Origin of the sequence: Nocardia speluncae NBRC 108251, assembly GCF_001613245.1 — a bacterium.
GTDB classification, from domain to species: Bacteria; Actinomycetota; Actinomycetes; order Mycobacteriales; family Mycobacteriaceae; genus Nocardia; species Nocardia speluncae.
Genome location: NZ_BDBZ01000007.1, coordinates 337,923 through 363,503, shown reverse-complemented (window position 1 = coordinate 363,503; position 25,581 = coordinate 337,923). Strand labels below are relative to the sequence as shown.

The following is a 25,581-nucleotide window of genomic DNA, read 5'->3' as shown; positions in this document are numbered from 1 at the left end:
CATCCGGGTGCCGGCGGCCGCAACCGACGGCATTCACTGGCTCGCCAGCGCGGCCCGGCCCACGTCCATCGAAGCGGGGGACGAACCGTCGCCGAGTTCCACACGAACCGAGTGCACGGTGCCCGCGATGCGGTCGGCCGGCGCGTAATCGCCGGTGATCGGGAGGCCGTGGCAATATCCCACCGTGAAGAGCCCCGTCCCACCGAGGTAATGGGCGGTCGAGTTCCCTATCCGCCCGCCGCCTACCTGCTCGTCGTCCACGAACAGGCGGATGGCGGCGCCCTTACCGAGTCCGCCGCCGTCGTAGTCCGATTCCATGCGCACCACGTGCGCACCCGTCGTCAACAGCACATCGCTGCGGATATGCCACACGTGCAGGTCGGCAACGTTGTGGCAGTATGCCACCCGGCCTTCCCGGAGATAGAGGGACCAGCCACCGTCGGCCCGGGCGCCCTGCGCGACGAGGGAGCCGGTGCAACCCTCGGCATCGAGGGTCAGCCGCACGGAGACGGCATGGGAGCGGTTCAACACCTTCACCGCGGCATCGGGCAACAGCGCAGGCATCGTTCCCGGATAGGTCACCACGGGGGCGATATCGCGCGTCGGCACGCCCTCCCGCATACGCTGCATCCTGTTGTTGTCCAGCAGAACCTGGTTGCGCTCCGCTTCGCGAAGGAACACCCGCTGCAGTTCGGCGAGTGTGCCGGGATGCGATTTCGCGAGGTCGTGATTCTCGGTCCAGTCCGCGGTTGTGTCGTACAGTTCCCACACGTCGTCCTCGAAGGGCTTGTCCGCCGACGGGGCCTGCATCGGGATGCGATGCGGGGTACACGCGATCCATCCCTCGTGATAGATCGCCCGGTTTCCGAACACCTCGAAGTACTGGGTCGTCCGACGGTCCGGTGCGGACACATCGCCGAAGGTGTAACGCATCGATACCCCGTCCACCGGCTGCTGTTCGACCCCGTTCACGAACTCCGGCGGTGTTATTCCGGCGCTTTCGAGGATGGTCGGTGCGATATCGGAGACGAAATGCCACTGGGACCGCACCTCACCACGAACGTCGATACCGTTCGGCCAGTGGATGATCAGCGGATTGCGCGTGCCGCCGTAGTGCGATGCCATCTGTTTCACCCACTGGTAGGGGGTGTCCATCGCCAGGGCCCACCCGAACGGATACTGCGGCGCCGTTGTCGGGGATCCCAGTTCTTCGGCACGCTCGAGGATCCGCGCAGCGTCATCCGCCAGGCCGTTGAAGAGGATGCCCTCGTTGGCTGTGCCCCGGAGTCCGCCCTCCGCCGATGCGCCGTTGTCGCCGAGGATGTAGCAGACCAGGGTGTTGTCCAGCAGGCCCCTGTCGGACAGAGCGTCGACCACGCGGCCGACCTGCGCATCGGTATGTTCGGCGAAGCCCGCATAGAGTTCCATCAGCAGCTGCGCCGCCTGCCGGTCGTCGTCGCCGATCGCGTCCCATTCGGGCACGATGGCGGGCCACGACGTCATCTCGGCGGAGTCCGGAACTACGCCCATCTGCTTCTGCCGCCGCAGCGTGAGGTCACGCTGCCGGTTCCACCCGTGCGCGAACTGCCCGGCGTACTTGTCCCGCCACGGCTTCGGCACCTGGAGCGGTGAGTGAGTGGCGCCGAGCGCGAGGTAGCCGAAGAACGGCTTACCCGGAGCGGCTGCCTGCTGGTGGGCAACCCAGTCGATCAGCTTGTCCGCAAGGTCTTCCGACAGGTGGTAGCCGTCCTCGGGGGTCGCCGGGCATTCGACGGGAGTCACACCGTCGTACAACGCCGGGTAGTACTGGTCCGTCGAGCCACCGACGAATCCGTAGAAGCGCTCGAATCCCTCGCCCGTCGGCCACCGGTCGAAGGGCCCGGCCGGGCCGGTCTCCATCCCGGGGGTCTGATGCCATTTCCCGAATGCTGCTGTGCTGTAACCGTTCTCCTTCAGCACTGTCGCGATCGTTGCTGCGCTGTCGGGCCGGATGCAGTTGTATCCCGGATCGGAGCTGACGAAATTCGTGACCGTACCGAACCCCACCGCGTGCGGGTTCCGGCCGGTCAGCAGGGACGCCCGGGTCGGTGAGCACAGTGCTGTCGTGTGGAACCTGTTGAACCGTAGTCCCCCCTCCGCCAGCCGTTGGGCGGTCGGCATATCGACCGGCCCGCCGAAAGCCGAGGAGGCACCGAAGCCCATATCGTCTATGAGAACGAGCAGTACATTCGGTGCACCCTTCGGCGCCGTCGTTCCGAAACGAGTCATCGAACCTCCTCTGGCCGTGGTGCGGCGACGTTAGCGAAGGAGACGGCGCCTGCCGCACGGTCTTCCCGCGTACCGAGACACGCGGTCCGGGAGGCGGGGCGCCGCCCGCGGTCATTCCGGCGCATCACCGTCGATGACCACACGGTGCATCCGGCGCCGGCCCGAGTAGTCGGCCACCGCGTAGTGCTGGGTGCACCTGTTGTCCCACAATGCGATCGAGCCCGGCTGCCAGTGGAAGCGCACCTGGAAATCGGGCGAGCGCACGTGGTCGGTGAGCATCGGCAGCAGAGTGTCGTTCTCACGTTCGGTGAGACCTTCGAGTCGCGTGGTGAAGGTCTTGTTGACGAACAGCACCTTGCGGCCGGTCACCGGGTGCGTCCGCACCACAGGATGTGTGGCCGGCTTATAGTCGGCGTTCGCTGCCTTGCCGGCATGCGAAACGGAGTTCGACGAATCGTGGACCGCCGTCATGCCGTCGATCAACCGCTGAACCCGCGACGAGAGCGCCTCATAGGCGGCGTACGTCGACGCCCACAACGTGTCCCCTCCTACGTCAGGGAGCAGAACGGCGCGCAACAGCGAGCCGAGCGGTGGGTGCTTCAGAAACGTTGCGTCGGAATGCCAGATATCGGCGTTCGCGGTCTTGGGCTTCGACAGGTCGATATCGATCGCATGCACCTCGGGAAGCTCCGCCGACACCGGAGGCAGGAAGGCGAAATGCTGCAGCGGTCCGAAATGCGCGGCGAAATCCCGCTGGGCCACGTCGTCGATGTGCTGGTCGCGAAAGAACAGAACTTGGTGGTCGTGGAACAGGTCCTGAACTTCCTTCACCAGTTCTGGTGCCAGCGGGCGGGAAAGGTCGATCCCACTCACTTCCGCACCGAGTGCATGAGTCGAACGTGTCACCGTCAAAGTCGTCCGGGTCATTGAAGTCTCCTCGATAAGACACATTGTCTTAATCACCACGCTATGGGGCACTAGGCGAATCGTCAACACCCGCCAGGGGGGCCGGCCCCTCGCCATCGGGCACAATTGCCCGGGTGAGTGACGAGGCCCGCCGCAAGATCTTGCTTGCCGCCGAACGGCTGTTCGCCGAGCGCGGCGTCGAATACGTTTCGCTCCGCCAGATCGGCGAGCACGCCCAGCAGAAGAACAACTCGGCCGTGCAATATCACTTCGGCGACAAGAGCACGCTGATCCAGGCACTCTACGATCTCCGGCTTGTCCCGCTCAATGCCGAGCGGCACCGAATGCTCGCCGAGTTGGACCACCGGGACGTCGACGCGCTGGCAGCCGCCTACGTCCTCCCGCTCGCCCGATCGGTCATATCCGCCGGCGGAGCGTCGTACTATGCCCGCTTCCTCGACCGATACCTGGGCCGCGGCCGCGAATTCGAACCCTTCGACGACCGGCACGGAAGCGGCTCACGCGACGTTGTGCGCCAGATGTCGGAACTGATGGCCGGCATGGATCCGGGCATGCGGGAAGAACGCCTGCGGATGATCCAGGTCCTGACGATCCGGACCCTGGCCGACCTCGAGTACCGGCTGGAGACCGGCGGCACCGACCGTCCCGGTGCCGAACTGACCGTCGCCGGCTTGACCGAGGCGGTCGGCGTGCTGGTGCGCACGCCGACCACTGTGGCGCCCTGACCGTGGCCGCATCGCGATGATGCCGTGCCCGATCACCGACGATGTCAATGCGCCGTCAGTACCGAACGACTCGACGTGTCGTCCCCCTGACCGGAAGCGACACCACCACTGGCCGGCGTACGCCCGTGGCGCATCATCAGCATGACGACGAACGCGAGCGCGGCGAAGCCGCCGCAGATCAGGTAGGCGTACTCGAAGCCTTGCTCGGACGGAATCGGCTGCCCGGTCTTCGGATTGACCATCAGGATGTAGCTACCGACGAGAACACCGAGGTAGGCACTTGCGAGCGCACTGACGACCTGTTCGGAGGTGAACTTCATCGAACTGCTGACGGCCTGGGTGTTCGCCGGCACGGCCTCGATGAGCAGGTTGGTCGAACTCACGTAGTACAAGCCGTTGGCGACGCCGAACACGAGACCGTAGACGATGACCATGCCGAAGGATCCGACGAAGCCGAGACCGATCAGCAAGGACGCGCACACCGCGGCAGCCATACCGAACAACCCCACACTCCGGGGCGCGAACCTGCGAGCCGCCCAGCCGCCGAAGATTCCGCAGAACGCAGCCACCAGCCCGGCCGGCATCCCGTAGTACAGCGAATACTGGGTGGCGGTCATCCCGAGCCCGGATTCGTCATTGCCGGGGATCGACGGGAGTCGGAGCAACTGCGGCAGCAGGGCCGCGCTCGTACCGTTCAAGACTCCGTAGGCGCCCGCAACGAGCAGAGTCATCCACACCCCGGGGCGGGCGAGGAGTTTCATCGAGATCAGCGGCTGTGCGATGCGCCGCTCGACGAGAACGAAGGCGATCAGCAGGACGATTCCGAGCGTGAACCCGAAGACGCGCAGGTCCGGACGGACCGCCCCGACGATCAACGAGGTGGCGCCGAATCCGAGAAGCGCAGCACCCGGATAGTCGATCCGATGAGCAATTCGCACCGTGGTCTCCGGAACACAGGCGACGACAGCGGCGACGACTACCGCCGAATACACGAACAGAACCCAGAAGTTGCTCCGGAATCCGTGCGTGTCGATGAGCCACCCACCGAGGAGGGGGCCGATCAGGGACGAGGCCCCGATGCCGACACCGATACCGCCGATGCCGAGGGGAACCCACTTGGACGGGATCAGGTCGCGGACCAGCCCGTAGCAGATGACCGGGGCCACCAGCCCGAACCCCTGGAGGGCACGGCCGAGCAGGAACAGCGGGAACACCGGTGCGATCGCGCACAGCATCGTGCCGGCCAGAAAGGCGGCACTATTGCAGAGCAGTACTTTTTTCTTGCCGTGCACGTCGGCAAGCTTGCCCAGAATAGGAACGAAACAGCCGGCGACCAGCAGTGGAGTGGTCATCACCAGAGCGATCTGCTGCGTTTTGAAGGCTGCTGCCATCTCGGGCAACCCGGGTGCGACGAGCGTGAATTCGAAGGCGACGATCTCGGTCATCAGCGCGACCAGCGCGACGATGAGAATCGACTGTCCCTTCGATCTCGATTCGGAGTCCGCAGGTTTTTCCGGCCCGGGAAAATGCAGGGAATCGACCATGGCACATGGTTCCGTTCTGTGGGCGGTGAGGCGATCCCTGATCTGTGGAGGTGCCGCGAGGAAATCGGTCCGAAGACCTCGCCGGGAGTGGAGAACTCCTCCGTGAACCATGGACCAGCCGGCCACTTCTTGATGTGGTGCGCGTCACTGTCCCAGCCCTGGTCGTTACATATGGCCGAGTGTCTCATTCAACGAGATAGGCCCGATACGGTAGTGCGGGCCGGGAGAACGCCACCCGGGCGTCAGATCCAGTCGTCACCGTTGATGGTGTTCAGCAGTTTGATCATCATCGTATCGGCGGCAGATGAGGGGAAGCCGTCCGCTCCCACCCCCGATTCCGGAGGTCCCTCAGAGGACAGTCGAGCACTTATGCGTCGAGCCGCCTCGTGCACGAGCGGGCCGACACGCTCGAGATGATGCAGCGCGGCGCGCCCCGAAACAGCGATCGCCGCACCGCTGCCATCCGGACATCCGAATGACGCCGCGGCGCAGCACACCCCTGCGCTCGCCTCCTCGTTCCCGAAGGCGAGCCCGTCCCGCCGGCGGATCCGATGCAGCTCGCGGTGCAGGCCCAACCGCGTCGAGATGGTGCCGGTGGTGCGCTTGTCCAGGACGGCAGGAAGCAGTTGGTCGATGGCTTCGGCGGGATATCGGGCCAGGATCGCCTTGCCCATGCCGGTCGTATGGATGGGAATCCGGCTGCCGACCTGGGTGGGAAGCGTGTTTCCGGACCGGCCCCCGACTTTGTCGACGATGACGATGTCCGGCCCGTCCGCCACCGCAAGGTGTGCGACGATCCCGGTTTCTTCGTGGAGCACCTGTAGCAGGGGTGCCGCCGCCGCGCGGAGGACGAGCTGATCCCCCGGCCCGGGAATGCCGAGAATCGTCGGCCCGAGACCATAGCCCTGGCCGGTTCGCACGAGCCAACCGAGCTGGATCAGCTCGTCGAGGATGCGATGCGTCGTCGATCTGGGCAGACGAGCGGCAGCCGCGATCGCCCCGCTCTGGACACGGGCGTGGGGGCCGTCGAAAATCCTGATGATATCCGTCATCCGCGTGAGCATGGACGCTCGATGTTCACCGACGGAGGCAGGTTCTCCGGCTGTATTCGCAGTCCCCGGCATTCCCAACAGCGGTCATTCCTTCGATATCCATGGGCATGCAGCTTCTCGCTGCACGAGAACCCCGTGCGGACATAGTAGTCATCACTAAACGAACATCGTCTCGTCCGAGCTGAGGCCGAGACTCGCACGCCCGACCATCGCGAGCGTGTCCTCGAACTCGTTCACCCGGTGGGATGCCCCGGTGTGAATATCTCGCCAGAATCGCTGAATGGGACTGTCGAGTGATAAGCACGTTCGTCCACCTGCCTGTACCAATCGGTCGATGGCATTCACCGCAAGCCGGGTCCCGAGCACCTGATCGCGTCGCGTGCGCGCCTGAAGCGCCGGCGGCAGGTCCTTCGCGACGGCGAGCAACGCGTGTATCTCGGTGAAGTCACGCTCCACCTGCAGAACAGCACTGTCGATCTCGTACGCGGCGAGGGCTATCGCGCCCTGCACCGACTCTTTGTCGAGAGCGCGCGCTCCGGCCTGCCGTTTCGTGGGCGCCCCCGCCAGCAGGTCGAGGGCGCAGGCGTACGCACCCTCGGCCGCGCCGATCAGCGGGACCGTCAACGACGTGGTGTACAGGGCACTCACCGGGTATCGATAGAGCGGCCGGAGGGCACGCTGATGCTTGCGGCTCTCCCGGAGGGCACGCTGTTTCGCGCCGTACAAGCGGTGCGCCGGTACCACGACGTCGTTTGCTGTGACGTCGGTATTCGCCGCCGCACGCAGACCGACACAGTCCGGGCCGAACGACATCGAAACATCCGAACTGCGCACGAGCGCCAGTGCATGCTCGGCCGGATTGCCCGCGGCGTCCAGAACCAGTGCCCCCATGAACAGCCAGGCACAATGCTCACTCCCGGACACGTACCGCCACGATCCCGAGAGCCGATAGTGGTCCCCTTCGGGCCGAAGCCGGCCCGCCGGCTGGTATGCGGAGGCGACGAGGGTGTCGGGATCGTTCCCCCACACCTCGTCCTGTGCCTGCTCGTCGAACAACCCGACCTGCCATGCGCTCACTCCCAGGGTCGAGGCGACCCATCCCGTGGAGGCACACGCGGACGAGATCGCGCGAATCGCGGTGAACAATTCCAGCGGTGTCGATTCCAGTCCGGCGAATCGGGACGGAAGCATCATCCGGAAGAGGCCGGAACCGATGAGAGAATCCATCGCCGCATCGGCGATGCGGCGACCGTTTTCGGTATCCGCCGCCGCCGCCGACAACTCGGGTTGCAACGCCCGAACGTTATCGAGTACATCCGTGACCACGGGTGCAATTCCTCCGCTCTGCGACTCGATCGCCACGCCAGCAGGCTACGTGACCCAGCTCACCCCATCCAGGACACTGCTCCGAGAACTCGTGAACCCTCCTCATCTCGTTGGTCGGGAATACTCGGGTGGTCCGGGCGTCCCGCCCACTACCTTCGGGCACGAACGAATGGAACAGAGGCAGCCGCATGATCGAGCTCAGCCGCATGTCCCCCGAACCCATCGCCGGAGCAGACGAAAGATCATGACATCTTCCGCAGAAACTGCGCCCTTCAAAAATATGGTCTGGATCCCCGGTGGCCGTTTCCGCATGGGGTCGGAAGACTTCTACCCCGAGGAGCGGCCGGTCCGCACGGTGTCGGTGGACGGTTTCTGGATGGACAGCCATCCCGTCACCGTCGCCGAGTTCCGCAGGTTCGTGAAGGCCACCGGGTACGTGACCACCGCGGAGACCATGCCTACGGCGCAGGACTATCCCGGCGCGGATCCGGACCTGCTGGTGGCCGGTTCACTCGTGTTCACACCGCCGGACCGACCGGTGCCGCTGGACGACTACCGCCGGTGGTGGTCCTTCGTTCCCGGTGCGTATTGGCGCCGTCCGGACGGACCCGACAGCAATGCCGGGGACCGGCAGCGTCATCCGGTGACGCACGTGTCGTATTTCGATGCGCTGGCGTACGCGCAGTGGGCCGGCAAGGAATTGGCGACCGAGGCCGAGTGGGAGTTCGCGGCACGTGGCGGACTGGACGGCAAGGCATACGTCTGGGGCGATGAACATTCACCGGGACGCAAGCCCCTCGCCAACGTCTGGCAGGGCCGTTTCCCCTGGGAGAACCTCCTCGAGGACGGCTACGCGGGCACATCCCCCATCGGCAGCTTCACACCGAACGGTTACGGCCTGTCGGATATGGCCGGCAATGTATGGGAGTGGACGGCGGATTACTTTGCGGCCGAGCTCGACGCGACGGACGCGTATTCGAGGCCGTCGTGTTGTGTGCCGAGCAACCCGCGGATCACGACTCCGCAAGCGGTATCGCCCGCGGAGCCCTATCCCAGGCGAGTGATCAAGGGCGGCTCACACCTGTGTGCGCCGAACTACTGTCTGCGCTATCGTCCCGCCGCGAGGCAGGGAGAGTCCGAAGAGACCTCGACATGTCATATCGGTTTTCGTTGCGTGGTCCGGACCGGCTCGGAATCACGGCGTTGACTACCTCGCCCCGGTGCCCGGGGTTTCCCTGTGCGCCTTGCTTCAGGGCTCGGCAGAGATCCCGATAACCGCTCGATCACCGGATTCGGCGCGCACACTGATCACGCGACGAACCAGTTTCCAGCGCTCACCGGCACGAATCCACGAATCGTCGTAATACCCGAGGCATTCGTAAACGCTTCCCGTGTACGCGCCGGCACCGGTATGAAAGGCCCGAAAGGAGGACCTGGTGGTGGCGAAATCACCTTCGAGTCGCACCTGTACATTGCCCATGAGATGTTGGGTCGGGCCGCACACATCCAGGTGAGCACGCATCACAGCCACTGCATCGTCGATTCCGCGGGCGCCGTAGGCGTGGACGCCCTCCTGCATCGCCGTTCGAATCTCGTTCCACTTCTTTCCGTCCAGCATGGTTTGGAACGCATAGAGGCCGTCGACGATCGTGTGGTGATCGGCGACCTGTTCCAGATCGCGCAGCACGGTCGAGCGGAACGTGGTGGCGGGTTCTGCTGTCGGCATGGTGGCGGGTTCCTCTCGCAGTGGCATATCCTGCCGTCTACTATCCGTCCGAGCACAGCCACCGGCCGCCGTCTTCTCGAACAGCGAGACCTATGAGTCAGCGCCGGGACTCGATACCTTCCAGGAACACGGTGACGACGGCGGCGGCGAGCTGGTCGATGCCGAATTCGGGTGTCGGGGTGAACCAGCGCAGCGAGAGCCATACCGCATCGCGGATCAGGCCGTAGAGGACTTCGGCGGGAAGGTCCGAGCGGAACTCGCCTGCCGCGATCCCGCCCTCGATCACCGAGATCCACGCATTCTTGGTGGTGCGGGCGGCCGCGCGGATCTTTCGGTACGCCGCGAGTTTGCGAAGGTATGTGGTGTTGTTCTGGTAGATCTCGGACGCATGGGGGTGGGCCCGGCTGACTCGGAACGATGCCTCCACCAGCCCGGTCAGCTGCTTGCGCGGATCTGTCGGAGTCCCGAGCAGCGACTCGTACTCGCTGGTGAGGTCATCGAGGTAGCGGGTGACGATGACCTCGGCAATCGCGTCCTTGGACGGGAAGTAGTGGTACAGGCTTCCCGACAACACCCCGACGGCATCGGCGATATCACGAACCTTGGTGCCGGCGATGCCTTTGGTGGCGAACAGTTCTGCTGCCTGCTCGACGATCAGGGTGTGGCGGTCGGACCACTCCATGCATCCCTCCTGGAACGAACTGCGTAATGCTTCCGCGGCTGCGCGGACACGCTGGACCCTACCGCGTTGATCAAACGTTTGCTACTTGCTGGCGCGCCAATCAAACGTTTGCTACGGTCGCATGACGCCGTGTGGATACCGGCAACCTCGATACGCCAGGAGGATTCGTGCATCAGCAAGATGTCGATCGGGCCGGCAACCCACTGAGCGTGTGCCTCGCCCCCACGGCCGGCTGGCCGATCGCCGATTCGCTGGCCATGCTGCGGCGAATCGGCGCACACCGGTTCGGCGTGCCGGCCGCCACGCTGGAAAGTCAGGGGTGGGACATTCCGCTCGCGGCGATCACCGCGAGCGGAATGTCTGCCGAATTCATCATGAGCGGCGTCCGCGCAAGTCAGGACGACGACTCCGGATGGGACGCGGCGCTCACCACGCTCCGCCGCGCAATCGACGGCGCCGTCGAGGTCGGCGCCACGGCGGTGTCCTTCACTTCCGGCGGTTCGGGCGCACTGACCTGGGAGGACGCAGCGCAGCGCGCGGTCACCCGTTTCGCACCGCTGGTCGCGCACGCCCGGGACAAAGGTGTCGCGCTGGCGCTGGAGAACACGATGTCGATCCGTTCCGGAATCAGCTTTACCCACAGCGTCGCCGACATCGCCGAACTCGCCCACAGACTGGGCGTGGGGCTGATGGTCGATCTCTACTCGGCATGGCAGGAACGCGGCCTGATGCAGACCATCACCGACAACCTGGAGGCCGTTCGAATCGTCCAGATCGGCGACCATCGCACGTCGGCAACATCGGTGCCGAACCGCTGGGTACCTGGCGACGGCGAGATGCCACTCGAACGAATGGTCCGCGAAGTGCGTGAGCTCGGGTACCGCGGGGTGATCGACCTGGAACTGCTCGGTCCCGCAATCGACGACGAGGGCCCGGAGCGGGCACTCGAACGAGGCTGGGAATGGATGCGTACGCACGTGCCGTAGCAGGCGGCATGTAGCAAATATTTGATACACACCGGCCGTGATTCTGCGGCGCTGGGGCTCAATGCAACGAAAGGAGTGAAACGACATGTCGGACAAGACCATGTCGGAGTCGGACGTTATCGGCCGGCTCGGATCCGGGATGACGATCGGTATCGGCGGCTGGGGCTCGCGCCGCAAACCGATGTCCCTGATCCGCGCGATCCTGAAATCGGATCTGAAGGACCTGACCGTCGTCTCGTACGGCGGGCCCGACGTGGGCCTGCTGTGCGCGGCGGGCAAGGTGAAAAAGGTGGTCTTCGGGTTCGTCTCGCTGGACTCGATCCCCCTCGACCCGCATTTCCGGGCAGCACGGCAATCCGGAAACATCGAGGTCGAAGAATACGACGAGGGCATGCTCCAGTGGGGACTGTACGCGGCCGGTATCCGCCTGCCGTACCTGCCGACCCGGGCCGGTCTCGGCTCGGACGTCATGACGGTCAACCCCGGACTTCGCACGGTCACCGATCCGTACGGTGCGGAAACTCTGGTTGCCATGCCGGCGATCCACCTGGACGCCGCGCTGGTGCATATGAATCGCGCGGATGCGCAAGGCAATGCCCAGTACCTCGGGCCGGACCTCTATTTCGACGATCTCTTCTGCATGGCAGCCGAACAGGCATTCGTCTCCTGCGAACGGATCGTCCCCACGGCCGAACTGACGGCACGGGCACCCGTGACCACTGTGCGTATCCCGCGTCTGCTCGTCAGCGGTGTGGTCGGGGCGCCACGCGGGGCGCACTTCACCTCCTGCGTTCCCGACTACGACCGGGACGAGGCCTTCCAGCGCGAATACGTAGCGGCCGCAAAGGATCCGCGGCAATGGAAACAGTTCGTCGATCGCTATCTGTCCGGTTCCGAAGCCGATTACCAGCGTGCAGCACTGACCGAGCGCGAAGGAGTGCTTGCGTGAGTACCGTTACCAGGGCAGAGGTCTGCGCCGTCGCGTGCGCGGAAGCGTACCGCGACAGCGGCGAGGTCATCGCCAGTGCCTTCGGCACGATCCCGGCCGTCGGCGTGCGCCTGGCCCGGCACACGTTCTCGCCGGACCTGGTCGTCTCGGACGGCGAGGCCACCGCGGTCCGGGGTACGTGGGCGCTGGGCGGCCCCACAAGCGGCGATGCCGAGGCATGGCTGCCGTTCAACCAGATCTTCGACCTGGTCTGGAACGGCAAACGCCACATCATGATGATCCCGACACAGCTCGACACCCACGGCAACTGCAATATCTCGGCGATCGGGGACCATGCCCGGCCGAAGGTGCAGCTGCTGGGTGTCCGCGGCGCACCGGGCAACACCGTGTACCACCCCACGAGCTATTGGGTGCCCAAGCACAGCACGCGGGTGTTCGTCCCGAAGGTCGACATGGTCTCCGGCGTCGGCTACGACAACGCCCGCAAGGCGGGCCCGTCGGCCACTCGATACCACGAACTGCGCAAGGTCGTCACCGATCTCGCGGTGCTCGACTTCACGACCGATACCGGCCGACTACGACTGGTATCGGTCCATCCCGGGGTCACCGTCGACGACGTCGTCACGGCCACCGGGTTCGAGCTGGTGATCCCGTCCGAGGTTCCGCAGACGCGTGTGCCCACACCGGCGGAGCTCGAGCTCATCCGTACCGTGATCGACCCGCATAACCTGCGGGACAAAGAGGTTCAGGCATGACCCCCGCGGACCACCCGGTCCTGCGGACCCGACTCTGCGAGCTGTTCGGGGTGCGGTACCCGATCGTACAGACGGGTATGGGTTACGTTTCCGATGCGAAGCTGACGGCGGCGACCGCCGAGGCCGGAGGTCTGGGCATCATCGCCGGTGGCATGCTCGGCTACGACGACCTCGAGCAGGCGATCAACTACGTCAAGGACCGGACGGACGCGCCGTTCGGGGTGAACCTACGGGCCAACCAGGAAGATATCGGCCAACGCCTCGACCTGCTGATCCGCTCCGGCGTGAAGGTGGCCTCGTTCGCGCTGGCGCCCAAACGGGATCTGATCACCAAGCTCAAAGACGCGGGACTGGTCGTGGTGCCGTCGATCGGTGCGCGCCGGCACGCGGAGAAGGTGGCCGAATGGGGTGTCGACGCTGTCGTAGTGCAGGGCGGTGAGGGGGGCGGCCACACCGGCGCCGTCCCCACGAGCCTGCTGCTGCCGCAGGTCGTCGACGCCGTCGACATCCCGGTTATCGCGGCCGGCGGCTACTTCGACGGCCGCGGACTGGTCTCGGCGCTCGCCTACGGTGCCGAGGGTATCGCCATGGGCACGCGGTTCATGCTGACCAGCGATTCGCCCGTCGCACAGGCAGTCAAGGACGTGTACCTGTCGAAGTCGGTAAACGACACCGTCGTCACCCTGGAGATCGACGGTGTTCCGCAGCGGGTACTCCGCGCCGGCACCATCGACCGGCTCGAATCCACTCGCGGCCCACAGCGGATGATGCGCGCTGTACGCAATGCTGTGGCGTTCCAGCGTCTCTCCGGCACTCCCTGGAGAGAAATGATCCGCGAGGGCCTGGAAATGAAGAAGAGCCACGAGCTCGGCTGGCGTCAGGTCGTGATGGCCGCCAACGCGCCGATGCTGTACCGCTCTGCCCTGCTCGACGGCAACGCAGATATCGGCGTGATGGCCACCGGTCAGGTGGTCGGGCTGATCGAGGACATCCCCAGCTGCGCGGAGCTGATCGACCGCATCATGCGTGAGGCAGAGAAGGTACTCACCCGACTCGGCACTGCCGAGTAAGGCCAGTACACCGCGCAATTCCACTTCGCACGAGGAGACGAACCATGAACCAATTGAAGGATCGCGTGATCGTGGTGACCGGCTCGGGTCGCGGCATCGGCCGTGAGCACGCCCTGCTTGCCGCCGCAGAGGGAGCCAAGGTCGTCGTCAACGACTCCGGCACCGGCCCCGACGGCAAGGGATCGGACCCGTCGCGGGCCGCCGAGGTAGCCGACGAGATCACCGCTGCGGGCGGAACCGCCATCGCCCGCAGCGCCGACGTGACCACCGTCGCGGGCGCGGAGGAACTGCTCGACGCGGCGGTCGAGAAATTCGGCGCCGTGCACGGATTGGTGAACAACGCCGGCATCCTGCGGGACCGCATGTTCGTCAATATGAGCGAGGACGAGTGGGACGATGTCATCCGAGGCCAGCTCCGCGCAACGTTCGCGCCGTGTCGCGTATTCGGGGCCTATTGGCGCGACCGCTCCAAAGCCGGTGACGAAGTCGAGGCGTCGATCGTGAACGTCTCCAGCACATCGGGCCTGCTCGGCGCGGTGGGCCAGAGCAACTACGGCGCCGCCAAGGCCGGAATTGCGTCGTTGACGGTGATCCTGGCACAGGAACTCGAGCGCTACGGGATTCGGGTCAATGCCATCACCCCCGTTGCTCGCACCCGCATGACCGAGAACGTAGCGGGTATCAAGGATATGGTCGCGAAACCTGCCGACCCGGACGCGTTCGACGTCTACCACCCCGGCAACGTCTCCCCCGTCGTCGCCTATCTGCTCACCGAGCAGTGCACCGCCAACGGCTCCGTCTTCTATGCCAAGGGTGGCGAGATCCGCCAGTTCCTGGGCTGGCAGTACGGGAAGGTCATCGACAAGGGCGCCCGCTGGACCGTCGATGAACTGGTGCAGGAGATGAGTAGCCTTGCCTGAGCCGGCCACCTCGCCCCCTGGACCCGCGCACGGTCTGGTCGACGGTCGATCCGTAGTCGTCACGGCCGCGGCGGGAACCGGGATCGGATTCGCGGCAGCACAGCGGTTCGCCGCCGAAGGTGCCCGGCTGACGATCAGCGACCGGCACGAGCGCCGCCTCGCGGAGGCCGCGGATCGGCTCGAAGCCGAGTTCGGAACCCGTCCGCTCGCTGTCGTCTGCGACGTCACCGACCAGCAGCAGATCGACACCCTGATGGACAGCACGGTAGCCGAATACGGTGCCATCGACGTGCTGGTCAACAACGCCGGTCTCGGTGGCACGGCAAGCGTGCTGGAGATGACCGACGGCGAGTGGAGCTCGGTCCTGGATGTCACCCTCACCAGTACGTTCCGCGCCACCAGATCGGTGCTGCGGCATATGGTTCCGCGCCGCAGCGGCGTCATCATCAACAACGCATCGGTGGTCGGGTGGCGGGCGCAGGCCGGGCAGGCCCACTATGCCGCCGCGAAGGCCGGAGTGATGGCACTGACACGATGCTCGGCACTGGACGTGGCCGAACACGGCATCCGCGTCAACGCGGTATCGCCCAGCATCGCGATGCACGCCCATCTCGCCAAGGTGACCAGTGACGAACTACTCGGACAGCTCAGCGCCCGTGAAGCTTTCGGCCGCGCGGCGCAGCCGTGGGAGATCGCCAACGTCATGGTGTTCCTGGCCAGTGAGTATTCGTCGTACATGACCGGTGAGGTCGTATCGGTCAGCAGCCAGCACGCCTGATCCGTATTCGCGCAGCCGTACCCCCCCGAGGAGAGAAATGGCCAATACAGATGCCGTCGGCACCGAAGGCGTGCCCTTCGACCTCGACGTGGAGCGGGGCAAGATCCGCGAGTTCGCGGTCGCCACCTGCTCGACCGATCCCGACTATCTCGACCGTGAGGATCCGGTATCCCCGCCGACGTTTCTCACCACGACGCTGTTCTGGCAGCCGGAAGACGGAAACCCTTGGACGGCAGTGGAGCTGGACGGCAAGCGTGGACTGCACGCCGAACAGCAGTACGAATTCTTCGGTCCGCCGCCGAGGGCCGGGACGCGGCTGCGTTGTACGTCCCGGATCTCCGATATCTATACCAAACAAGGCCGGCGCGGCGGCGAGATGACGTTCGCGGTCATGGTCACCGATTTCGTCGACGAATCGGGCACCCTGGTGGCCCGTGCCACCTTGACCGGCGTCGAAACCGCACGTCCCGCAACGGAGGCATCATGAGCACGCCGGCAGTCCCCGCACCCTGGACCGTCGGTCCGGTGACCCGGACGGATTTCGTCCGGTACCAGGGCGCCTCGGGCGATATGAATCCCATCCACCACGACCAGGTATTCGCGGAGGCCGCCGGATATCCGACGCCGTTCTCGGTGGGGATGTTCCAGGCCGGACTACTCGCCACCTACGCCACCGGCTGGCTCGGCGCCGAGAATGTGCGCTCCTTCCGGGCACGGTTCCTCGAACAGGTGTGGCCCGGCGATGTGCTCACCTGCACAGCGCAGATCCTGCGGGAGTACGAGCAGGACGGTGCCGGCAGAGTCGACCTCGAACTCGATTGCGCCCGGCAGACCGGTGGCCTGGCCGTCAAGGCGTGGGCCACGTTCGTGACGGATGGGAACACGGTGTGAAGGCCCAGCTGTGCACGACCCTCGGCGCTCCGGATGTGTTGCGCTACAGCGATATCGACGATCCGGTGCCGGGACCCGACGAGATTCTCGTCGAAGTCCACGCCGCGGGCGTCAACTTTCCCGACGGCCTGATCGTATCCGGCAACTACCAGACGAAACCGGCGCTGCCGTTCGTTCCGGGGTCGGAGGCGGCCGGAGTGGTCCGGGCGGGCGGTGCGAACCTCATCGGAATCGATATCGGTTCGCGGGTGCTCGTATTCTGCGGCATGGGCGGCTATGCAGAGCGGGTGGCGGTGCCCGCGACGATGGTGTTCCCGATCCCGGACTCCATGTCTTATGTCGACGCCGCCGGCTTCGTGGTCACCTATGGAACGTCCTACCACGGCCTGGTCGACAAGGCGGACCTTGCTCCGGGGTCGACCCTGCTCGTACTCGGCGCGTCGGGCGGAGTCGGACTCACTGCCGTCGAGATCGGAAAGGCACTGGGCGCGAGGGTGATCGCGGCAGCATCGAGTCCGGGCAAGCTCGAGGTGTGCCGAGATCACGGCGCCGATGAGCTGATCGACTACACGGCCGACGATCTGAAGAGCCGGCTCGCGGCGCTGGCCCCGGGCGGTGTCGACGTGGTGTACGACCCGGTCGGCGGTGAACACGCGCAGACCGCCATCCGGGCATTGGCGTGGGGCGGGCAATATCTCACCGTCGGGTACGCATCGGGCGACATCCCGAAAGTGGGAATGAACCGACTGCTCGTGAGCAGCGGCGCCCTGCACGGCGTGCTGTGGGGCGCGTGGGCCAAACGCAACCCGGATCGCAACGCGGAGAACATGCGGCGCCTTTTCGACTGGTACGACCAGGGTCGACTACGCCCGCACGTCGGCGCGACCTACCCGCTGAGCGAAGCGGCCACGGCGCTGGATGTCGTGGTGGGCCGGCGTGCCCGCGGCAAGGTCGTCCTGACGAGCCGGTGAGCCGCGAAGTCCCACCAGATCACGAGGAGCAGCACATGGATCTTTCACCGAGCCCGGAAGCCCGGGACATCATCGATCGCCTCGAAGCATTCATGGACGAATACGTCTACCCCGCCGAGGCGGTGTACGCCGAGCAGCGCGAGGCGGCCGGCCCACGCAGCCACGAGTTGCCGCCGGTGGTCGAGGATCTCGTGGCCGAGGCCCGCCGTCAGGGTATGTGGAACCTATTCCTGCCCGCCCTCTCGGGCCTGACCCACCTCGACTATGCGCATATCGCCGAGGTGACGGGCCGCTCGCCCTACATCGCGCCGGAGGCACTGAACTGTTCGGCGCCCTCCACCGGCAATATGGAGATCCTCCATATGTTCGGCACGCCCGACCAGAAGCAGCGGTGGCTCGAACCGTTGCTCGACGGCCGGATCCGCTCGGGATTCTCGATGACCGAACCGGACGTGGCGTCGTCGGATGCCCGCAACATCTCCACCTCGATCGTCCGGGACGGAGACGAATATGTGATCAACGGACGCAAGTGGTGGACCACCGGCGCCGGTGATCCACGCTGCAAGATCCTCGTGGTGATGGGCAAGACGGATCCGGACGCACCGGTGCACCGCCGGCAGTCGATGATCCTCGTCCCGGTCGAGACGCCCGGCGTCGAGATCGTCCGCTCGCTGCCGATCTTCGGCTACTACGACCAGCAGGGGCACTGCGAGATCACGTTCACCGACGTCCGTGTGCCGGTCACCAATATGCTGTCCGGTGCGGGCGAGGGATTCGCGATCGCGCAGGCCCGCCTCGGTCCGGGCCGCATCCATCACGCGATGCGCTGCATCGGTATGGCCGAGCGTGGACTGGAGTTGATGTCACGAAGGGTGATGTCCCGCCACGCCTTCGGTGGGCCGATCGCCGATCAGGGCGTGGTGCGCACGTGGATTGCCGAGTCCCGTATGGAGATCGAACAGGCGCGGCTTCTGGTTCTCAAGACCGCGTGGCTGATCGATCGGCTGGGCGCCAAGGGCGCGCAGATCGAGATCGCCGCGGTGAAGGTGATCGGTCCGCGCGTGGCACGATCGGTGTTGAACCGGGCGATTCAGTGTCATGGCGGCGGCGGAGTCACCGAAGACTTCCCCCTCGCCCGGATGTGGGCCAGCGCGCGAATCCTGGGAATAGCCGACGGACCGGACGAGGTCCACATCCGCAGCGTAGCTCGGCACGAGCTGAGCAAATACCGATAGCAGGCCGGCTCTTCGGCTGCACCGTCACGGTGACTCACTGCATGGGAAAGCGCCTGCGCCCACCGAGCTGTGCAGACCACAGTGAGCAGGCCCGTGCCCTGCACGGCAATGCCGATGAATATGAATCGAGACGAGTGAAATGTCGCCTGAAATCGAGACACCCGAGCTCCCCGCGGTCTTCACCCCCGGCAAGCTCGGTCCGCTGACGCTGCGTAACAGGATCATCAAGGCGGCGACCTTCGAAGGACGCACGCCGAACGATCTCGTCACCGACGAGCTGATCGCCTTCCACGAAGAGCTCGCCGCCGGCGGAGTGGCAATGACCACGGTCGCCTATTGCGCGGTGGCACCGGAAGGGCGCACGCAGGGCGGTCAGCTGTGGATGCGTCCCGAGGCGGTGCCGGGATTACGCAGACTCACCGACGCCGTGCACCGCCACGGGGCGGCGGCACAGGCGCAGATAGGCCACGCCGGAGTCGTGGCGAACTCGACCAGCACGGGGCGCCCCGCGCTGGGGCCGGGCCGGCGGTTCAACCCGATGACCTTCCGCGTCACGAAGGCGGCGACCACCGCCGATATCGAGCGGATAGCGGCAGCGCACGGTGAGGCGGCGGTGATCGCCGAGGAATCCGGCTTCGATTCGGTCGAGGTACATCTGGCGCACAACTATTTCGCCAGTTCGTTTCTGAGCCCGGCCCTCAATCACCGCAAGGACGGTTACGGAGGGGCGCTGGAGAACCGCGCACGGGTGGCGCTGGGCGTGCTGCGAGCAGTCCGCGAGCGGGTCGGTGACCGTATCGCGGTGACCACGAAGATGAGCATGGACGACGGCGTCCCCGGCGGATTCTGGACCGACGAGGCAATACAGCTGGCCCAGTGGATCGACGAGGAGGGCCTCGTGGATGCGGTGGAATTGACGGTGGGCAGCTCCGCGCAGAACCCGATGTACCTGTTCCGCGGCGACGCGCCGGTGCGGGAGATGGCCGCTCTGATGCCGCCGGTACGCAAGCTCGGCATTCGACTGTTCGGCAAGTACCGGATCAAGTACTACCCCTACGAGCCGCTGTTCCTGCTGGCGCAGGCGGAGCAGATCAAAGCGGTCGTGAAGAACACCAAGCTGACGCTGCTGGGCGGCATCACCGACCTGGACGCCATGAACACGGCCATGGACAGGGGGTTCGATTTCGTGGCGATGGGGCGGGCGCTGCTGCGGGAACCGGACCTTGTGAACAAGATCCGTGCGGACGCGACAACCCACTCGCTGTGCATTCATTGCAACAGGTGCATGCCCACCAACTTCTTCAACACACGCTGTGTGCTGCGACCCGAGACGGTCGGGCTGCTGCCGTTTCCCGGACGTAGCTGACCGCGCAGCGAGCCGGCATCGCCCGGCCGCAGAAGTACCGAGACCGGAAAGGACGGGTATGACGCTCGCCCCGGCCGATCGTGGCGGCACCCGGCTACAGCGTGGCCGCGGCGTCCACGGCCGAGCTCGCCCATCGGCAGTGGTGGAACTGCGTGAGCGTCACCCGATGCGAATTCAAGGCGGCGTAGCAAATGTTCGATTCAGAGACCGGTGGCAAATCTCCCGGAGGAGTACTCATGGATGCTGAGACAGTAGGCATCGCGTATGACGCGGTGACGGAGTGGTTTCACGCGCATGTTCGAGGCGTAGTTGCCCCCGTGCGTTTTACGCAGATCGCAGGCGGTCGATCCAACTTGACCTACGAGGTCACGGACTCCGCGTCGGGCCGCTGGGTACTGCGCAGGCCACCGCTGGGCGTGCGAGAGGGGAACGCCCACAACGTTGTCCGCGAGGCGGACGTGCTGAAGAAGGTCGCCGGCACCGGCGTCCCGGCGCCCGCCGTTCTGGGCGTATGCGATGACGAACGGGTCAACGGCGCGCCGTTCTTCGTGATGGAACATCTCGAGGGTGCGATTCTTCGCGGTCCCGCAGATTTCGGGCAGTTCACCGATCCGGCACATAGATCGCGTATCGCATACTCGCTGATCGAGGTGATGGCGACACTGCACCGGGCCGACCTCGCTCCGATCGGATGGGGCGCACGCACCGAACAACGCGGTTTCATCGAACGGCAGCTGGCGCGCTGGTCGCAGAACTGGGTGTGTGATCGAGTGCGGGTCCTCCCGGACATCGAGCACACCCGCGACATCCTGTTGCGAAAAGTTCCCGTGCAGCACCGAGCCTCGGTCGTACACGGAGACTTTCGGCTGGACAACTGTCTCATCGGCCCGGACTGCACAGTCACCGGAGTGCTGGACTGGGAGTTGACGACAGTGGGTGATCCACTGGCCGACCTCGGGCAGTTCCTGGTGTATTGGGCGCAACCGGGCGACGAGGTGACAGCGCTGGAGAACCCGCCGACACTCACGACGGGTTTGCCCTCCCGCGCCGAGCTGGTGCGCGGCTACCGCGACGCGATGCGGGGGACACTGGACGTGGCCGAAGCGGACGTCGATTTCTATGTCGCCTTCAGCTGGTGGAAAACGGCCTGCATCGTCGAGAACGTCTACACCCGAATGTCCCGGGGATCGATGGGGCGGACCGACCGGAGTCCCGAATCGTTTGCGGCACAAGCGGAACGACTCGCGGCCCAGGCGTGGGCCTGCGCGCAGCAGTTGCGCTGACAGGAAACTGCGCTGAGGTAAGCCGACGGCGCCGGGCAGTGATCTCACACCGGGCCCGCCCGTGGTCGCAACCGTGCGGATCCCGGCGAGCGTGATCCGCACGGTCACCCTAGGGTCAAGGCGCGTCCGGAGGTAGTGCACCGGCGAGGAGCCGGGAGCGTCTGCCTGCGAGCCTGTCGAATGACTCCGGGTGGGTGATGATCCAGAAATCCTTGCGATCGACCCCGTCGAAGAAGATGCGGGCAGCATCCGCGGGGGCCATCCCCTTCGCACGGAGTTGACCCCTCCAGTATTCGACTGCCGCACCGGTGTTCTCTCCCGGCTCCAGGTCCTCGAAGATTCGGGTCGTCACGTGGGCCGGCACGAACGCGGATACTGTGACGTGCGGAAATGCCTCGGCGCACTCGAGATAGAGGCACTCCGTCATCTCCTGCGCTCCGTGCTTGGAGACGGTATATGCCCCCATCCCCGGTGTCGTGCCGATACCTCCCACGGAGGTCGTGTTGACCACATGCGATGGGCGCGGATCTGCACCCATCCGCGGAACGAACGAGCGGATACCGTGGAATATCCCGTTGATATTGACCGAGATGAGCCGGTGCCACTCTCCCGGCGGGATCTCCCACAGGTTGCCGAGCGATTCGAGGCCCGCGTTGTTGGCCAGCAGGGACACGTGGCCGAAACGGTCGTAGGCGGCATCGGCCAGGGCATCCACCGAGCCGGGGTCGGTCACGTCGGTCGGCACCGCGACCACCTCGTGTCCGGCGTGCGCGAGTTCCCGGGCGATCGCGTCGATGCGCTCGGCAGCGATATCCGCCAACACCACACCCATCCCGCGGGCGGCGGCCCGCCGGCCGATCGCCTCACCGATACCGCTACCTGCACCCGTGACAACAGCGACCCCGCCGGAGGCAAATCCGTTGCTCATCGTTCTTCCTCCACCCGGATGTCTGTTTTCGGTTACCGCAGCGGACGCTAGGGCACGACGGTGGGTCCGGTTCCATACTTCCCGGCAGGTGAGACAACCGTGCCGGCGAAGCCGCGGTCCTGCCTACCGTGGCGATACGACCAGAGGAGTGACTGTGACACGTTTGGCAGGAAAGGTTGCGTTGGTGACCGGCGCCGGAGCGGGCCTGGGATCGAGCGTTGTCACCCGGCTCGCCGCGGAAGGCGCGGACATCATCGCTGTCGACATCGACGCGGACCGGCTGGCCGATACGGCGGCACGGGTCCGTGCACAACAGCGGAGCGTGGTTGCCGTACACGCAGATGTGCGGGATCAGGCGGCGCTGGCCGGCGGTGTCGAGGCGGGCGCCGGGCAGCTCGGCGGCCTCGATATCGTGGTGGCGAACGCAGGGGCATACGAGAACCCCGGTCCGTCCTGGACCATCGACGAGGACGTGTGGAACCGGTCGATCGGGATCAATCTCACCGGGGCGTGGCACACCGTCAAGGCTGCGGCGGCAGCGCTGCGCCGGCGCGGCGGCGGCTCGATCATCCTGGTCAGCTCGACGGCCGGCATAAAATCGGCTGCGGGGGCCTCGCACTACAGTGCGGCGAAACACGGAGTCGTGGGCCTGGCCCGCACGTTGGCGAATGAGCTGGGGCCCCAGTCGATCCGCGTCAACACTGTCTTGCCGGGGGCCGTCAACACAGAAATCACCAACAATCCCGCGACATTCGCGCGGCTGCGGCCGGACCTGGACAACCCCACCGAGAACGACGTCGCGCCGGTTCTCGCTCAGCGGAATCTGCTACCGATGCCGTGGGCGGAACCGGAGGATATTGCGAATGCCGTCCTGTTCCTCGCCTCCGACGAATCCCGGTGTATCACCGGTCAACAGCTGATCGTGGACGCTGGACAGACCCAGAAGGTGGCGTGATGAGTGCACGTTTGACGGGGAAGACCGCACTGATCACGGGCGGTGCGCGCGGGATCGGACGCGCGCAGGCCGTGCGCTTCGCCGAGGAAGGGGCGAACGTGATCGTGGTGGACCGCTGTGCACCGGTCGCGCACTCCACCACTCCTGGGTCGTCGTCGGCCGACCTCGCCGAAACAGTGCGACAGGTTCAGGCACTGGGCCGGCGGATCATCACGTTCGAGGCGGATGTGCGCGATCAGGATGCGCTGAACTCGGCAGTAACGGAGGGGACCGCCGAGTTCGGCCGGCTCGACATACTGTGTGCCACCGCGGGGATCAGCTCCGCCGGCCCGGCCGTGGAGCTGAACGAAGATACGTGGCAGACGATGCTGGACGTCAACCTCACCGGCGTGTGGAAGACCTGCAAGGCGGCGATCCCGCACATGCTCGGGTCGGGCCGCGGCGGGTCGATCGTTCTCATCAGCTCGATCGCGGGGTTGCGCGGACTCGTCGGAGTCGGTCATTACGTTGCGGCCAAGACCGGCGTCGTGGGTCTCATGCGGGCGCTCGCCCAGGAGCTGGCGGAATCCGGGATCCGGGTGAACACCGTCCACCCGGCGAACACCCGCACCACGATGATCCAGAACGAAGGCACGATGCGCTCGTTCTGCCCCGGGACCGATCATCCCACGCAGGAGCAGTTCGAGGCCGGTACGGCGTCGATGCACTTACTTCCCGTGCCGATGCTGGAGCCGGCGGATATCGCCAACGCGTGCCTGTTCCTCGCCTCCGACGAGGCCCGCTACATCACCGGCGTCACCCTCCCGGTGGACGCCGGACACTGCGTCAAATAGGGCGCTACCGAAGGAGTGGAAATGACTACTGGGAACACAGGATTCGACGGCAGGGTAGCGCTGGTGACGGGCGCCGCGCGCGGGCAGGGCCGCGCACACGCCATCGCTTTCGCCGAACGCGGAGCAGACCTGGTGATCTGCGATAGCTGCTCGGATGCGGCGGGCATCGGCTACCCGCTCGGTACCGAGGAAGAGCTGGCAGAGACAGCCCGCCGGATCGAAGCCCTGGGTCGCAGAGTCATCTCGCGGAAGGTGAACACCGCGGACCGGTCCGCTCTCGAGGCCCTGGTTGCGCAGGCGGAAGGCGAATTCGGGCACGTCGATATTGCCGTGGCCAACGCCGGGGTATCCGCCATGTCGCCGATCACCGACCACGATCAGGCGGTGTGGGACGACGTCGTCGGCGCCAACCTGACGGGCGTGTTCAACACTATTGCCGCAGTCGCACCCGGAATGGCCCGGCGGAGGTACGGGCGCATCGTCACCATCTCGTCGATGCTCGGCCGTAGTGCTGTACCCGGTCAGGCAGCCTACTGCGCATCCAAGTGGGGCGTGATCGGCATGTCGAAGTCTGCTGCGAGCGAACTCGCCCCGCAAGGGGTGACCGTGAACGTGGTGGCCCCCGGAAATATCGACACTCCCATGGTGCGAAACGACAACCTCTACCGTGTGGTGCGCCCGGATCTCGACGATCCCACGTGGGACGACGTGGCCCCCGTGCTCCAGCAGAACCACGCGGTACCGATCGCGGTGATCGACCCGGCCGAAGTGACGCGTGCCGTGCTGTTTCTCGCGGATGAGGCCGGCGCCCACATCACCGGCATCGTGTTGCCCGTCGACGCCGGCGCCGCATCGCGCACCTCCGCATAACCTGTTGCTGTCCGGCTGCTCATCGTATGGGCAGCCGGTGGCCCGGCCCCGGGTTCGTCGTCCGCGCGCGCAGCGCGCTAATAGCCCTTCGCCGACCGGTTGGTCGCCGCGCGGCGTTCGGCTTCCTTGGCCTGGACTCGTTCCTCCTCGGCACGCACGGCGGCGTAACTTTCACGTTCGCGGATCAGCCACTCCGGCGGATCCGCGAGGAAAGCGGCGATCTCGTCGGCGGTGAGCGAGTCGGATACTCCCGCTCGGGCCAGGCCGCTGTTGGAGATGCCGAGCTTGCGGGCCACGATGTCACGTGGGAACGGCCCGGTGCGGAGCAGCTCGGTGAGCCACTGCGGCGGGTTCGTTCGCAGCTCGTCCAGCTCGGCCCGGGAGATCGAGCCGGTCCGGAACTCTTCGGGAGCCGCCGGAAGATAGATGCCGAGCTTGTTCGCCGCGGTCAGCGGCTTCATCATCTGCGGGTTATTGTCCTGGCTCACTGCGACAGCGTATCGGGCCACCGAGCCGGTCCGGACCCCGCGGTGCCATACGC

Annotated in this window: 26 protein-coding genes; 17 read left to right on the top strand and 9 right to left on the bottom strand. The window is 65.8% G+C overall.

Annotated features, from left to right (window positions below; genetic code table 11):
- Positions 1-33: 33 nt before the first annotated feature.
- On the bottom strand, positions 34-2,268 hold the full coding sequence (locus NS6_RS11120) for an arylsulfatase (RefSeq protein ID WP_084470934.1): 2,235 nt from the start codon (positions 2,266-2,268) through the stop codon (positions 34-36).
- Positions 2,269-2,379: 111 nt separating this feature from the next.
- The gene (locus tag NS6_RS11115; RefSeq protein ID WP_068040265.1) at positions 2,380-3,195 is read right to left on the bottom strand and encodes a TauD/TfdA dioxygenase family protein; all 816 of its coding nucleotides are present in this window, start codon (positions 3,193-3,195) and stop codon (positions 2,380-2,382) included.
- 113 nt (positions 3,196-3,308) lie between these two features.
- On the opposite strand from NS6_RS11115, the gene NS6_RS35430 reads away from it, so the two are divergent.
- The gene (locus NS6_RS35430) at positions 3,309-3,920 is read left to right on the top strand and encodes a TetR/AcrR family transcriptional regulator (protein ID WP_068040264.1); all 612 of its coding nucleotides are present in this window, start codon (positions 3,309-3,311) and stop codon (positions 3,918-3,920) included.
- A 44-nt stretch (positions 3,921-3,964) separates the two neighbouring features.
- Here the strand turns inward: NS6_RS35430 and NS6_RS11105 are convergent, their stop codons facing one another.
- From NS6_RS11105 to NS6_RS11095, 3 genes are all read right to left on the bottom strand, one after another.
- Complete coding sequence (locus tag NS6_RS11105) at positions 3,965-5,464, bottom strand: MFS transporter (RefSeq protein ID WP_068040262.1); 1,500 nt, start codon at positions 5,462-5,464, stop codon at positions 3,965-3,967.
- A 242-nt stretch (positions 5,465-5,706) separates the two neighbouring features.
- Entirely contained in the window at positions 5,707-6,516 is an 810-nt protein-coding gene (locus NS6_RS11100; RefSeq protein ID WP_168443413.1) for an IclR family transcriptional regulator, read from the bottom strand.
- Between the two features lie 156 nt (positions 6,517-6,672).
- The gene (locus NS6_RS11095) at positions 6,673-7,842 is read right to left on the bottom strand and encodes an acyl-CoA dehydrogenase family protein (protein WP_068040258.1); all 1,170 of its coding nucleotides are present in this window, start codon (positions 7,840-7,842) and stop codon (positions 6,673-6,675) included.
- 244 nt (positions 7,843-8,086) lie between these two features.
- On the opposite strand from NS6_RS11095, the gene NS6_RS11090 reads away from it, so the two are divergent.
- Complete coding sequence (locus tag NS6_RS11090; RefSeq protein ID WP_068040256.1) at positions 8,087-9,049, top strand: formylglycine-generating enzyme family protein; 963 nt, start codon at positions 8,087-8,089, stop codon at positions 9,047-9,049.
- A gap of 42 nt (positions 9,050-9,091) precedes the next feature.
- Here the strand turns inward: NS6_RS11090 and NS6_RS11085 are convergent, their stop codons facing one another.
- Positions 9,092-9,595, bottom strand: a complete 504-nt coding sequence (locus NS6_RS11085; RefSeq protein WP_084470931.1) for a nuclear transport factor 2 family protein — start codon at positions 9,593-9,595, stop codon at positions 9,092-9,094.
- Positions 9,596-9,665: 70 nt separating this feature from the next.
- A complete protein-coding gene (locus NS6_RS11080; RefSeq protein WP_068040255.1) occupies positions 9,666-10,250 on the bottom strand; it encodes a TetR/AcrR family transcriptional regulator in 585 nt (194 codons plus the stop codon).
- Positions 10,251-10,417: 167 nt separating this feature from the next.
- Here NS6_RS11080 and NS6_RS11075 point away from each other — a divergent pair, with 167 nt between their 5' ends.
- From NS6_RS11075 to NS6_RS11020, 12 genes are all read left to right on the top strand, one after another.
- Complete coding sequence (locus NS6_RS11075) at positions 10,418-11,236, top strand: sugar phosphate isomerase/epimerase family protein (RefSeq protein WP_245669248.1); 819 nt, start codon at positions 10,418-10,420, stop codon at positions 11,234-11,236.
- 85 nt (positions 11,237-11,321) lie between these two features.
- Positions 11,322-12,185: a CoA transferase subunit A gene (locus tag NS6_RS11070; RefSeq protein ID WP_068040253.1), complete on the top strand. Its 864-nt coding sequence runs from the start codon at positions 11,322-11,324 to the stop codon at positions 12,183-12,185.
- On the top strand, positions 12,182-12,940 hold the full coding sequence (locus NS6_RS11065) for a CoA-transferase subunit beta (protein ID WP_068040251.1): 759 nt from the start codon (positions 12,182-12,184) through the stop codon (positions 12,938-12,940). Before NS6_RS11070 ends, NS6_RS11065 begins: the two co-directional genes overlap by 4 nt.
- A complete protein-coding gene (locus tag NS6_RS11060; protein WP_068040249.1) occupies positions 12,937-14,010 on the top strand; it encodes an NAD(P)H-dependent flavin oxidoreductase in 1,074 nt (357 codons plus the stop codon). The genes NS6_RS11065 and NS6_RS11060 overlap by 4 nt, the downstream gene beginning before the upstream one ends.
- Before the next feature lie 44 nt (positions 14,011-14,054).
- Complete coding sequence (locus NS6_RS11055) at positions 14,055-14,930, top strand: SDR family oxidoreductase (protein ID WP_068040247.1); 876 nt, start codon at positions 14,055-14,057, stop codon at positions 14,928-14,930.
- A complete protein-coding gene (locus NS6_RS11050) occupies positions 14,923-15,708 on the top strand; it encodes an SDR family oxidoreductase (RefSeq protein ID WP_068040245.1) in 786 nt (261 codons plus the stop codon). The genes NS6_RS11055 and NS6_RS11050 overlap by 8 nt, the downstream gene beginning before the upstream one ends.
- Before the next feature lie 37 nt (positions 15,709-15,745).
- Complete coding sequence (locus NS6_RS11045; protein ID WP_068040244.1) at positions 15,746-16,195, top strand: FAS1-like dehydratase domain-containing protein; 450 nt, start codon at positions 15,746-15,748, stop codon at positions 16,193-16,195.
- On the top strand, positions 16,192-16,599 hold the full coding sequence (locus NS6_RS11040; protein WP_068040242.1) for a MaoC/PaaZ C-terminal domain-containing protein: 408 nt from the start codon (positions 16,192-16,194) through the stop codon (positions 16,597-16,599). Before NS6_RS11045 ends, NS6_RS11040 begins: the two co-directional genes overlap by 4 nt.
- On the top strand, positions 16,596-17,570 hold the full coding sequence (locus NS6_RS11035; RefSeq protein ID WP_068040240.1) for an NADPH:quinone oxidoreductase family protein: 975 nt from the start codon (positions 16,596-16,598) through the stop codon (positions 17,568-17,570). The genes NS6_RS11040 and NS6_RS11035 overlap by 4 nt, the downstream gene beginning before the upstream one ends.
- A gap of 35 nt (positions 17,571-17,605) precedes the next feature.
- The gene (locus NS6_RS11030) at positions 17,606-18,805 is read left to right on the top strand and encodes an acyl-CoA dehydrogenase family protein (RefSeq protein WP_068040238.1); all 1,200 of its coding nucleotides are present in this window, start codon (positions 17,606-17,608) and stop codon (positions 18,803-18,805) included.
- Between the two features lie 139 nt (positions 18,806-18,944).
- Positions 18,945-20,171, top strand: a complete 1,227-nt coding sequence (locus NS6_RS11025) for an NADH:flavin oxidoreductase (protein WP_068040236.1) — start codon at positions 18,945-18,947, stop codon at positions 20,169-20,171.
- 236 nt (positions 20,172-20,407) lie between these two features.
- Positions 20,408-21,454 carry a phosphotransferase family protein gene (locus tag NS6_RS11020; RefSeq protein ID WP_068040619.1) on the top strand — a complete coding sequence of 349 codons (1,047 nt, stop codon included), beginning with the start codon at positions 20,408-20,410 and terminating at the stop codon, positions 21,452-21,454.
- Between the two features lie 115 nt (positions 21,455-21,569).
- Here the strand turns inward: NS6_RS11020 and NS6_RS11015 are convergent, their stop codons facing one another.
- Entirely contained in the window at positions 21,570-22,382 is an 813-nt protein-coding gene (locus NS6_RS11015; RefSeq protein WP_068040234.1) for an SDR family NAD(P)-dependent oxidoreductase, read from the bottom strand.
- Between the two features lie 154 nt (positions 22,383-22,536).
- On the opposite strand from NS6_RS11015, the gene NS6_RS11010 reads away from it, so the two are divergent.
- The 3 genes from NS6_RS11010 to NS6_RS11000 are packed head-to-tail and all read left to right on the top strand — an operon-like array spanning position 22,537 to position 25,040.
- Positions 22,537-23,337, top strand: a complete 801-nt coding sequence (locus NS6_RS11010) for a mycofactocin-coupled SDR family oxidoreductase (RefSeq protein ID WP_068040233.1) — start codon at positions 22,537-22,539, stop codon at positions 23,335-23,337.
- Entirely contained in the window at positions 23,337-24,170 is an 834-nt protein-coding gene (locus NS6_RS11005) for a mycofactocin-coupled SDR family oxidoreductase (RefSeq protein ID WP_068040231.1), read from the top strand. Before NS6_RS11010 ends, NS6_RS11005 begins: the two co-directional genes overlap by 1 nt.
- Before the next feature lie 21 nt (positions 24,171-24,191).
- On the top strand, positions 24,192-25,040 hold the full coding sequence (locus NS6_RS11000; RefSeq protein WP_068040228.1) for a mycofactocin-coupled SDR family oxidoreductase: 849 nt from the start codon (positions 24,192-24,194) through the stop codon (positions 25,038-25,040).
- 77 nt (positions 25,041-25,117) lie between these two features.
- Here the strand turns inward: NS6_RS11000 and NS6_RS10995 are convergent, their stop codons facing one another.
- Entirely contained in the window at positions 25,118-25,528 is a 411-nt protein-coding gene (locus NS6_RS10995; RefSeq protein ID WP_068040226.1) for a DUF5997 family protein, read from the bottom strand.
- Positions 25,529-25,581 lie beyond the last annotated feature (53 nt).

Coding starts and splice junctions, on each gene's coding strand:
- NS6_RS11120 (WP_084470934.1), bottom strand. CDS start 2,268: ATGACTCGTTTCGGAACGACGGCGCCGAAGGGTGCACCGAATGTACTG.
- NS6_RS11115 (WP_068040265.1), bottom strand. CDS start 3,195: ATGACCCGGACGACTTTGACGGTGACACGTTCGACTCATGCACTCGGT.
- NS6_RS11105 (WP_068040262.1), bottom strand. CDS start 5,464: ATGGTCGATTCCCTGCATTTTCCCGGGCCGGAAAAACCTGCGGACTCC.
- NS6_RS11100 (WP_168443413.1), bottom strand. CDS start 6,516: ATGACGGATATCATCAGGATTTTCGACGGCCCCCACGCCCGTGTCCAG.
- NS6_RS11090 (WP_068040256.1), top strand. CDS start 8,087: ATGACATCTTCCGCAGAAACTGCGCCCTTCAAAAATATGGTCTGGATC.
- NS6_RS11085 (WP_084470931.1), bottom strand. CDS start 9,595: ATGCCACTGCGAGAGGAACCCGCCACCATGCCGACAGCAGAACCCGCC.
- NS6_RS11080 (WP_068040255.1), bottom strand. CDS start 10,250: ATGGAGTGGTCCGACCGCCACACCCTGATCGTCGAGCAGGCAGCAGAA.
- NS6_RS11070 (WP_068040253.1), top strand. CDS start 11,322: ATGTCGGACAAGACCATGTCGGAGTCGGACGTTATCGGCCGGCTCGGA.
- NS6_RS11060 (WP_068040249.1), top strand. CDS start 12,937: ATGACCCCCGCGGACCACCCGGTCCTGCGGACCCGACTCTGCGAGCTG.
- NS6_RS11055 (WP_068040247.1), top strand. CDS start 14,055: ATGAACCAATTGAAGGATCGCGTGATCGTGGTGACCGGCTCGGGTCGC.
- NS6_RS11045 (WP_068040244.1), top strand. CDS start 15,746: ATGGCCAATACAGATGCCGTCGGCACCGAAGGCGTGCCCTTCGACCTC.
- NS6_RS11040 (WP_068040242.1), top strand. CDS start 16,192: ATGAGCACGCCGGCAGTCCCCGCACCCTGGACCGTCGGTCCGGTGACC.
- NS6_RS11030 (WP_068040238.1), top strand. CDS start 17,606: ATGGATCTTTCACCGAGCCCGGAAGCCCGGGACATCATCGATCGCCTC.
- NS6_RS11025 (WP_068040236.1), top strand. CDS start 18,945: ATGTCGCCTGAAATCGAGACACCCGAGCTCCCCGCGGTCTTCACCCCC.
- NS6_RS11020 (WP_068040619.1), top strand. CDS start 20,408: ATGGATGCTGAGACAGTAGGCATCGCGTATGACGCGGTGACGGAGTGG.
- NS6_RS11015 (WP_068040234.1), bottom strand. CDS start 22,382: ATGAGCAACGGATTTGCCTCCGGCGGGGTCGCTGTTGTCACGGGTGCA.
- NS6_RS11005 (WP_068040231.1), top strand. CDS start 23,337: ATGAGTGCACGTTTGACGGGGAAGACCGCACTGATCACGGGCGGTGCG.
- NS6_RS11000 (WP_068040228.1), top strand. CDS start 24,192: ATGACTACTGGGAACACAGGATTCGACGGCAGGGTAGCGCTGGTGACG.